8 protein-coding genes and 2 pseudogenes are annotated in these 7,069 nt (G+C 70.5%); 4 read left to right on the top strand and 6 right to left on the bottom strand.

Features of this window, described 5'->3' with window-relative positions; translation table 11 throughout:
* Positions 1-135: 135 nt before the first annotated feature.
* A complete protein-coding gene (locus ACGF8A_RS23730) occupies positions 136-897 on the bottom strand; it encodes an SDR family oxidoreductase (protein ID WP_393111295.1) in 762 nt (253 codons plus the stop codon).
* Between the two features lie 103 nt (positions 898-1,000).
* On the opposite strand from ACGF8A_RS23730, the gene ACGF8A_RS23725 reads away from it, so the two are divergent.
* The 3 genes and pseudogenes from ACGF8A_RS23725 to ACGF8A_RS23715 all read left to right on the top strand — a co-directional run.
* Entirely contained in the window at positions 1,001-1,354 is a 354-nt protein-coding gene (locus ACGF8A_RS23725) for a metalloregulator ArsR/SmtB family transcription factor (RefSeq protein ID WP_024886020.1), read from the top strand.
* 545 nt (positions 1,355-1,899) lie between these two features.
* Positions 1,900-2,175 (top strand): DUF5988 family protein, encoded by a 276-nt coding sequence (locus ACGF8A_RS23720; protein WP_393111269.1) that lies wholly within the window; start codon positions 1,900-1,902, stop codon positions 2,173-2,175.
* Positions 2,176-2,283: 108 nt separating this feature from the next.
* Positions 2,284-2,985: pseudogene (locus ACGF8A_RS23715) on the top strand (methylmalonyl-CoA mutase family protein); the annotation flags it as partial.
* On the opposite strand, the pseudogene ACGF8A_RS23710 reads toward ACGF8A_RS23715, so the two are convergent.
* Positions 2,928-3,110 (bottom strand): annotated as a pseudogene (locus ACGF8A_RS23710) (tyrosine-type recombinase/integrase); the annotation flags it as partial. The pseudogenes ACGF8A_RS23715 and ACGF8A_RS23710 overlap by 58 nt on opposite strands.
* A gap of 197 nt (positions 3,111-3,307) precedes the next feature.
* The gene (locus ACGF8A_RS23705) at positions 3,308-3,868 is read right to left on the bottom strand and encodes a rhodanese-like domain-containing protein (protein ID WP_393111267.1); all 561 of its coding nucleotides are present in this window, start codon (positions 3,866-3,868) and stop codon (positions 3,308-3,310) included.
* Positions 3,869-3,944: 76 nt separating this feature from the next.
* Between ACGF8A_RS23705 and ACGF8A_RS23700 the strand changes: the two genes are divergently transcribed.
* On the top strand, positions 3,945-4,226 hold the full coding sequence (locus tag ACGF8A_RS23700; RefSeq protein ID WP_393111265.1) for a metal-sensitive transcriptional regulator: 282 nt from the start codon (positions 3,945-3,947) through the stop codon (positions 4,224-4,226).
* A gap of 25 nt (positions 4,227-4,251) precedes the next feature.
* Here ACGF8A_RS23700 and ACGF8A_RS23695 read toward each other — a convergent pair whose 3' ends face one another.
* From ACGF8A_RS23695 to ACGF8A_RS23685, 3 genes are read right to left on the bottom strand one after another with little or no spacing between them, the layout of a single operon-like run.
* Positions 4,252-4,998 carry a sulfite exporter TauE/SafE family protein gene (locus ACGF8A_RS23695; protein ID WP_393111263.1) on the bottom strand — a complete coding sequence of 249 codons (747 nt, stop codon included), beginning with the start codon at positions 4,996-4,998 and terminating at the stop codon, positions 4,252-4,254.
* Positions 4,995-5,357, bottom strand: a complete 363-nt coding sequence (locus ACGF8A_RS23690; RefSeq protein WP_393111261.1) for a rhodanese-like domain-containing protein — start codon at positions 5,355-5,357, stop codon at positions 4,995-4,997. The genes ACGF8A_RS23695 and ACGF8A_RS23690 overlap by 4 nt, the downstream gene beginning before the upstream one ends.
* 7 nt (positions 5,358-5,364) lie before the next feature.
* On the bottom strand, positions 5,365-6,768 hold the full coding sequence (locus ACGF8A_RS23685; RefSeq protein ID WP_393111259.1) for a rhodanese-like domain-containing protein: 1,404 nt from the start codon (positions 6,766-6,768) through the stop codon (positions 5,365-5,367).
* Positions 6,769-7,069: the final 301 nt, after the last annotated feature.

Raw genomic sequence — 7,069 nt, 5'->3', positions numbered from 1 at the left:
ACCCTGCCGCACACCCTCTGGCCCCCTCCCCAGGTTATTTTTGCGCGCGCCCGGGCCCACGCGTTGGTTGATTATGTCGCCCGCGTTTGCCTCGCCCGGCCCGGGAGAGGCAACCGCGTCGTCCACGGATCGGTGTCAGGAGGTGCGGTGCACCTTGTGCTGCGCCGCCTGCGCCCTGGGCCGCACCACCAGGAGGTCGATGTTCACATGCGGCGGCCGGGTCACCGCCCACGTCACCACGTCGGCGACGTCCTCGGCGACCAGCGGATCGGGGACGCCCGCGTACACGGCGTCGGCCCTGCTCAGATCCCCGCGATAGCGGTTGAGGGAGAACTCCTCGGTGTGCACCATCCCCGGCGCGATCTCGATCACCCGCAGCGGCTCCCCGCACACCTCCAGACGCAGCGTCTCGGCCAGTACATGGGCGCCGTGCTTGGCGGCGCTGTAGCCGCCGCCACCCTCGTAGCAGGTGAACGAGGCCGTCGAGGAAAGGACAACCACCACCCCGTCACCGGAGGCCCTCAGGCTCGGCAGTAGCGCCTGGGTCATGTGCAGTGCGCCGACGACGTTCACCTCGTACATCGACCGCCAGTCGCCGGGATCGGCATTCTCGATGTGCTCCGTCCCGTAAGCGCCGCCCGCGTTGTTGACCAGTACGTCACACGCCGGCAACTGCTCGGCGAAGGCGAGGACCGCATCTCGATCGGTTACGTCCAGTGGGACGACCCGGGCCGCTCCGCCGTCATTCCTGATCTCCTTCGCGACCGACTCCAGGCGGTCGGCCCGGCGTGCGGTCAGGACGACCTCGAAACCGTCGCGAGCCAGTGCTCGCGCGGTTGCCGCACCGATCCCACTGCTGGCTCCTGTGACGACGGCCGTCCTCACAGGCCCCTTCATATCGGCGGTGCGCACGTCTGTCATGCTTCCCCCAGCTAATGATTAGATACACATCTAATCAAGCGATCTTGGCAGGAGGTGGAACCAGTGTCAACATAGATGCATGTCGAAGCTAGCGCAGTTGGCGGCCGCCGCCTCCGCCCCACCTTGCTGCCCGTCTCTCACGGACCGTGAGCTGACCGATGAGGAAGCAGAAGTCACCGCCGCCATGTTCAAGGCATTGGGGGACCCGGTGAGGCTGCGCCTGTTCTCCAAAGTCGCCTCCCACCCCGACCGGGAAGCCTGTGTGTGCGACATCGCCGATGTCGGAGTCTCCCAGCCCACGGTCAGCCACCACTTGAAGAAGCTCCGTGAAGCGGGCCTGCTGCTGTCCGAGCGGCGCGGCACCTGGGTCTACTACCGGGTCGCTCCCGCAGTCCTTTCCGCACTGTCCGGATTCCTCACCGCTCGCGACTGAGGTACGTCCCGGCGCTGTCGAACCTGGCCTCGTGTGCGGCTGAGTCCCGCCGCACCGCATGGGCCCGCGGTGCGCCCGCTGCTCGCTGCTGAGCCGCGCCCGTATGGCGCGAGCTCGAGACGCGGTGGTGTGGCCGACAGCCCGCCCGCGGCGTGCTTGGCGTCCCTGATTTTCCTCCTTCGGCCCGGCCGGCCAAGCAGCGCTCTGCGCCTGCCCTCGTTCATGGCGGCGCTTTGACGTGCCTCGAACGCTCTGCGGGCATCGTCCGCCCCCGCCCTCTGAGGGATTCGACCTCCTTGAGTTCCGAGAAGTGGTTGACACCTGCCGTAGATCGACGCCAAGCTGAGTCTTGATTCGGCAACGGTCGATATAGCGAAGTCGTGATGGCTTCTTGTGGCGTTTCCATGGCCGTCGCGTCACCTGGCGCACCGATGCGCACGGGACCTCCGCCCCACCGATCACTCGGCACGTCGCCACTCTGGCCGTGTCTCCCCACCTCTGTCGGTTCGCCTGTTCACAGCGCCCCTGCGTGAGAGGACTCGCACATGACCAGCACCATCCTCACCACTGCTCAGGCCCACCCCAACCACATCTTGCGGGGTGACGGCAGCCGCCCTGCGGAGCCCAACATCTTCCTGGCAGGCGGGAAGGACATTCCTGAGGACCTGCGGATGCACCGGGTCGAGCACTTCACGGACCGGGTCAAGTTCCATGTCGAGAACCGCTACGAGCATTTCGAGGCAACCACCGAAGTACGACAAGTCGAGGGTCGTTCCCTGCGCGTCTACGGCTGGATATACCGGACCTACATAGCCGAGTAGGCGATTCACCGCATCACAAGCGTGGCGGACCCGCGGCGACGGACCCCATCCTCGGCCGACCCGCCAGCCTCCCTACTTACCTGACGCCCCACGAAAGGCCTTCTCACCATGGCGCGCGAGTCGGGCAGTGTCCGATCCACCGAGAGTGGTCTGCCCATCGAAGCGGTCTACGGGCCGGAGGCTCTCGAGGGCTGGGACCCGGCCGGGAAGCTGGGCGAGCCGGGGACGTACCCCTTCACCCGGGGCGTGTACCCGACGATGTACACGGGCCGGCTCTGGACGATGCGCCAGTACGCCGGTTTCGGCACGGCGACGGAGTCCAACGCCCGCTACAAGCAGCTCATCGCCAACGGCACGATGGGCCTGTCGGTCGCCTTCGACCTGCCCACCCAGATGGGCCACGACCCCGACGCCCCGATCGCGCACGGCGAGGTCGGCAAGGTGGGCGTCGCCATCGACTCGGTGGACGACATGCGGGTGCTGTTCGGCGGCATCCCGCTGGACAAGGTGTCGACGTCGATGACGATCAACGCCCCCGCCGCGCTGCTCCTGCTGCTCTACCAACTGGTCGCCGAGGAGCAGGGCGTTCCGGCCGACAGGCTCACCGGCACGATCCAGAACGACGTGCTGAAGGAGTACATCGCGCGGGGCACGTACATCTTCCCGCCCAAGCCCTCGCTCCGTCTGATCGCCGACATCTTCAAGTACTGCAGGGCCGAGATCCCGAAGTGGAACACGATCTCGATCTCCGGCTACCACATGGCCGAGGCGGGCGCCTCTCCCGCGCAGGAGATCGCGTTCACCCTCGCCGGCATGAGGTGCCGGTAGATCTTGAAGGTCATGTTGATGTTTCTGTGCCCCATCCACTCCGCGACGTCTGTGATGGGTATCCCTCTGGCCAGGCAGTTGGAGGCGAAGAAGTGGCGCAAGGAGTACGTGGTGAGCCTCCTGGCGATATCGGCGGCCGTACGAGCAAGGGACTCCTTCGGATCTCGTGCGCGGGGGCGTTGCCCGCTTGCCTCGCCGACGTCGGCGGCCGGCGGTGATCCGGAGCTCGCCGGGTGCCGAAGACCGCCCGGCCTGCCGCACCGGCCGCGCGCTGTGGTGCCGGTGTCGGGGTCGTCGGGGCGGGTCATCGCGCGAGAGCGGCGAGGGTGGCGTCGAGGTCGGCGGTGTGGGGCTGGTTGTGGGGGAGTTCGGCGAGGATCCTGGCCATGCCGCAGGTGTCGGTCAGGGCGGAGAGGACCAGGCCGCCGGCGACGCCCGCGCAGACCCAGCGGGCCGAACTCCAGCGCTGCCCGGCGAGCAGCCCGGTCAGGACGAGAGATCCGGCGGCGAGGCGGACCTGACGGTCCATGGCCCAAGGGGTGCGGGTGCCGGCGGGGCGGTGGGTGTCGTGGCCGAGCCGGCTCCAGGCGCCGGTGCCGCCGGAGAGGGTGGCGGCGCTGATGCCGTGCTCGGCCAGGCGCTCGCAGGCGGTCGTGGAGCGGGCGCCTGAGGCACACACGACGAGGAGGTCGCCGTGGGCGGCCGCGGACTTGAGGGCGTCGAGCGCGCGATCGAGGTGGTCGAGGGGGATGTTGTGGGCGCCCGGCAGGTGGCCCGAGGCGTACTCGCCGGGGGTGCGCACGTCGATGACGGTCAGCTCGTGGAGCCGGGCGTGGGCCTGGTCCGCGGTGAGTGTGGGTGCCATGGGGATCTTCTCTTCTCTCGGTCGGTGATACCCCCTTCGGTAGGATACCCAAGGGGGTATCTCGAAGGAGTGGACTGTGGAACTGGCGATGGCGGCTGAGGAACTGAAGACGGTGGTCAACCGGCTGCGCCGGGCGCAGGGCCAGATCGCCGGGGTGATCAAGATGATCGAGGAGGGGCGGGACTGCGAGGACGTGGTCACGCAGCTCGCGGCGGCCTCCCGTGCGCTGGACAAGGCGGGTTTCGCCATCATCGCGACCGGTTTGCAGCACTGCCTGACCGATGGGGACACGGCCGCCTCGGAAGACCGGGAGCAGATGCGGGCCCGGCTGGAGAAGCTGTTCCTCTCGCTTGCCTGAACGCGGTGGTCACCGGGTCGGCTTCTCAGGTGAGGGCGTCGATGAGCATGAGGGCGGCCACGGTCAGCAGCGCGAGGGCGAAGGTGCGCCGCAGCCGGGTGCCACCGGCCTTGGCGGCCAGACGTCTGCCGTCCCATGCGCCGAGGATCGCGGCGCCGGTGAAGGGGGCGACGAGTGCCCAGTCGATGCCGGCGGTGGTTGCGCCGCGGGTGGCCAGGGAGGCCAGGGAGTTCGCCGAGATGACCAGCAGGCTGGTCCCGACGGCGGCCTGCATCTCGGTGGCCAGCACGGTGACCAGGGCCGGGACGGTGAGGAAGCCGCCGCCGACTCCGAGCAGCCCGGTCAGGGCGCCCAGTCCCGCGCCGATCCCGGCGGCCTTCGCCGGCCGCACCGCCGATGCCCGGCCGCGGGCCTGGCCGGGGCGCAGCATGTCGACGGCGGCGAGGCCCGCGACGGCGGCGAACGCGCCGGTCAGGACCGGCTGTGGCAGCCGGGCGGAGAGGGCTCCGGCCGCGGCGGCGGGCAGGAGTCCGGCGGCGGCGAACAGGGCGCCGGCCTTCCAGTGGACGTTGCCGGTGCGGGCGTGGGCGTACAGGGCGGTGAGCGAGGTGGCGGTGACGATGATCAGGCCGGCGGTCGTGGCGGCGGCCGGGGTGAAGTCCAGCAGGTAGATGAGCGCCGGCACGGCCAGGACGCTGCCGCCTCCGCCGAGCGCGCCGAGCGCGAGCCCGACCACCGCCCCTGCTGTCAGCGCCAGGATGAGCGCGCTCACGGCATGGCACCGTCGCTGCCGTCCTCCACGGTGACCGGCAGTCCCTCGCGGGCCCAGGCGGTCATGCCGCCGGTGACGTCGGTGGCCCGCACTCCGCGGGCGGCCAGGAGTGCGGCGGCCTGCCGGGAGCGGTGCCCGGAACGGCAGATGGCCACGACCGGCCTGTCCCGGACCTCCTCCGGGAGGGCCGCGCCGGTGACCAGCCGGGTCAGCGGCAGGTGCAGCGCGCCGGGTGCGTGCCCGGCCTTCCACTCCGGACTTTCACGGACGTCCAGCAGTACGGCCTTGCCGTCGCAGGTCTGCTGGTGGGCCCGCTGGGGGGTGAGGCGGGCGGGGCCGCGGCGGAAGAACGAGAACATCAGATGATCACTTTCGTGCGGGTGAAGCGGGGAGGGGTCGGTCGGTGGCGGGGCTGGTGAGGGTCAGGCCCGCTTCGGTGGCGGCGTCGAAGGCGTCGTCGACGGCGACCACGTCGCGGCCGGTGGCGTCGAGCAGGGAGGCGGCGATCGCCGCGCGCATCCCGCCGGCGCAGTGCACCCACACCGCCCCGTGCGGTACCTCGCCGGTACGGCCGTGCAGTTCGTGGATCGGGATGTGGACCGAGCCGTCGATGAAGCCGCCCGCGCGCTCGGAGTCGCGCCGCACATCCAGGACGACCACGTCGTCGCCTCGCTCACGGGCCTCGGCGAGGTCGGCGAAGCGGGCGCGGGGGAAGGAGGCCGGCTGTTCGCCGGCGCTGATCCAGTCGGCCGGGTCACCGGTGGCGGCGGCGGCCGGGCGGTCGATACCCACCCGGACCAGTTCCCGCTGCGCCTTCGCGATCTGCTCCGGGGTGCCGGCGAGCAGGGTGACGGGCTTGCCCCAGGGGATCAGCCAGGCCAGGTAGGTGGCGAGCTTTCCGTCACCCTCGAAGTTGAACGACCCCGCCACATGCCACTCGGCGAAGGCCACGCGGCTGCGCAGGTCCACCACCCACTCACCGGCGGCCAGCCGGCAGGCGATCTCCCCGGCGTCCGCCCGCTTCGGCGGGGTCAGGTCCAGCGGTGCGGGGCCCGCGGCGTTGGCCGGGCCCATCTGCGCGTAGTAGGCGGGCACGTCCTCCAGCCCGGCCAGTATCCGCGCGACGAAGGTGTCCACGTCCCGGGTCAGCGCGTCGTTGGTCTCGCGCTCCTTGCCGATCGTGGTCGTCTCGCCCTCGGCCTGAGCCGAGGAGCAGAAGCTGCCGAACCCGTGGGTGGGCAGCACCTCTACGTCGTCGTCCAGCTCGTCGGCCAGACGGCGGGCCGAGGCGTGCTGGGCCCGGGCCAGCTGCTCGGTCAGCCGCGGCTCGACCAGGTCCGGCCGGCCCACCGTCCCGATCAGCAGGGATCCCCCGGTGAACGCCGCTGCACCACGCCCCTCTTCCTCCAGGGCGTAGGCGGTGTGGTGCGGGGTGTGCCCGGGAGTGGCGATCGCCCGCAGCACCAGGCCCTCGTCCACCCGCACCGTGTGGCCGTCAGCGACCGGTGTGCGGGCGAAGGCGACCGATGCCCCGGCAGGCACCAGGTACTCGGCGCCGCTCACCCGGGCCAGCTCCAGGCCCCCGGTGACGTAGTCGTTGTGCACGTGGGTCTCGACCACGTAGGCGATACGCACGGCGCGCCGGGCGGCGGCGGCGATGACCCGGTCGATGTCGCGGGGCGGGTCGATGACCACCGCGGCATGCCGGCCTCCGGCCAGATAGCTGCGGTTGCCCAGACCCTTGGACTCCAGGGCTTCGACGAAGAACACGACGGGACTCCTCTCCGGCAATGTACCCCGGGGGGTATCTGACGCCCACCATAACAGGAATACCCAGGGGGGTATTCATGGCTCTCTGCCCTCCGGCGGTGTCAGGCACCGGTCCGGGTACCCGGCGGGGTATGGAGGTACCAGTTGCTCCGCCCCGAACCGGGAGTGTCCGTCTCCTGCGGTGTCCGGAGCCGTGCGGCAGGAGCACCGACCGGTCCGCCGTTCAGGGACCCGGCCCGGGGAGTCGGGGCGTGGCGGGTGCTCGCCGATCCGTACGGGTCACGACCGGGCAGGGACCTGT

Origin of the sequence: Streptomyces sp. NPDC047706 (assembly GCF_043204795.1) — a bacterium.
In the GTDB taxonomy this organism is placed as follows: Bacteria; Actinomycetota; Actinomycetes; order Streptomycetales; family Streptomycetaceae; genus Streptomyces.
Note: the sequence above shows the minus strand (reverse complement) of the source record. Positions and strands in the feature narration are given on the sequence as shown.

Bases quoted from the DNA above. Each gene is read 5' to 3' on its own strand.
- ACGF8A_RS23725 (WP_024886020.1), top strand. From the start codon at position 1,001: ATGTCGAAGCTAGCGCAGTTGGCGGCCGCCGCCTCCGCCCCACCTTGC.
- ACGF8A_RS23720 (WP_393111269.1), top strand. From the start codon at position 1,900: ATGACCAGCACCATCCTCACCACTGCTCAGGCCCACCCCAACCACATC.
- ACGF8A_RS23705 (WP_393111267.1), bottom strand. From the start codon at position 3,868: ATGGCACCCACACTCACCGCGGACCAGGCCCACGCCCGGCTCCACGAG.
- ACGF8A_RS23730 (WP_393111295.1), bottom strand. From the start codon at position 897: ATGAAGGGGCCTGTGAGGACGGCCGTCGTCACAGGAGCCAGCAGTGGG.
- ACGF8A_RS23690 (WP_393111261.1), bottom strand. From the start codon at position 5,357: ATGTTCTCGTTCTTCCGCCGCGGCCCCGCCCGCCTCACCCCCCAGCGG.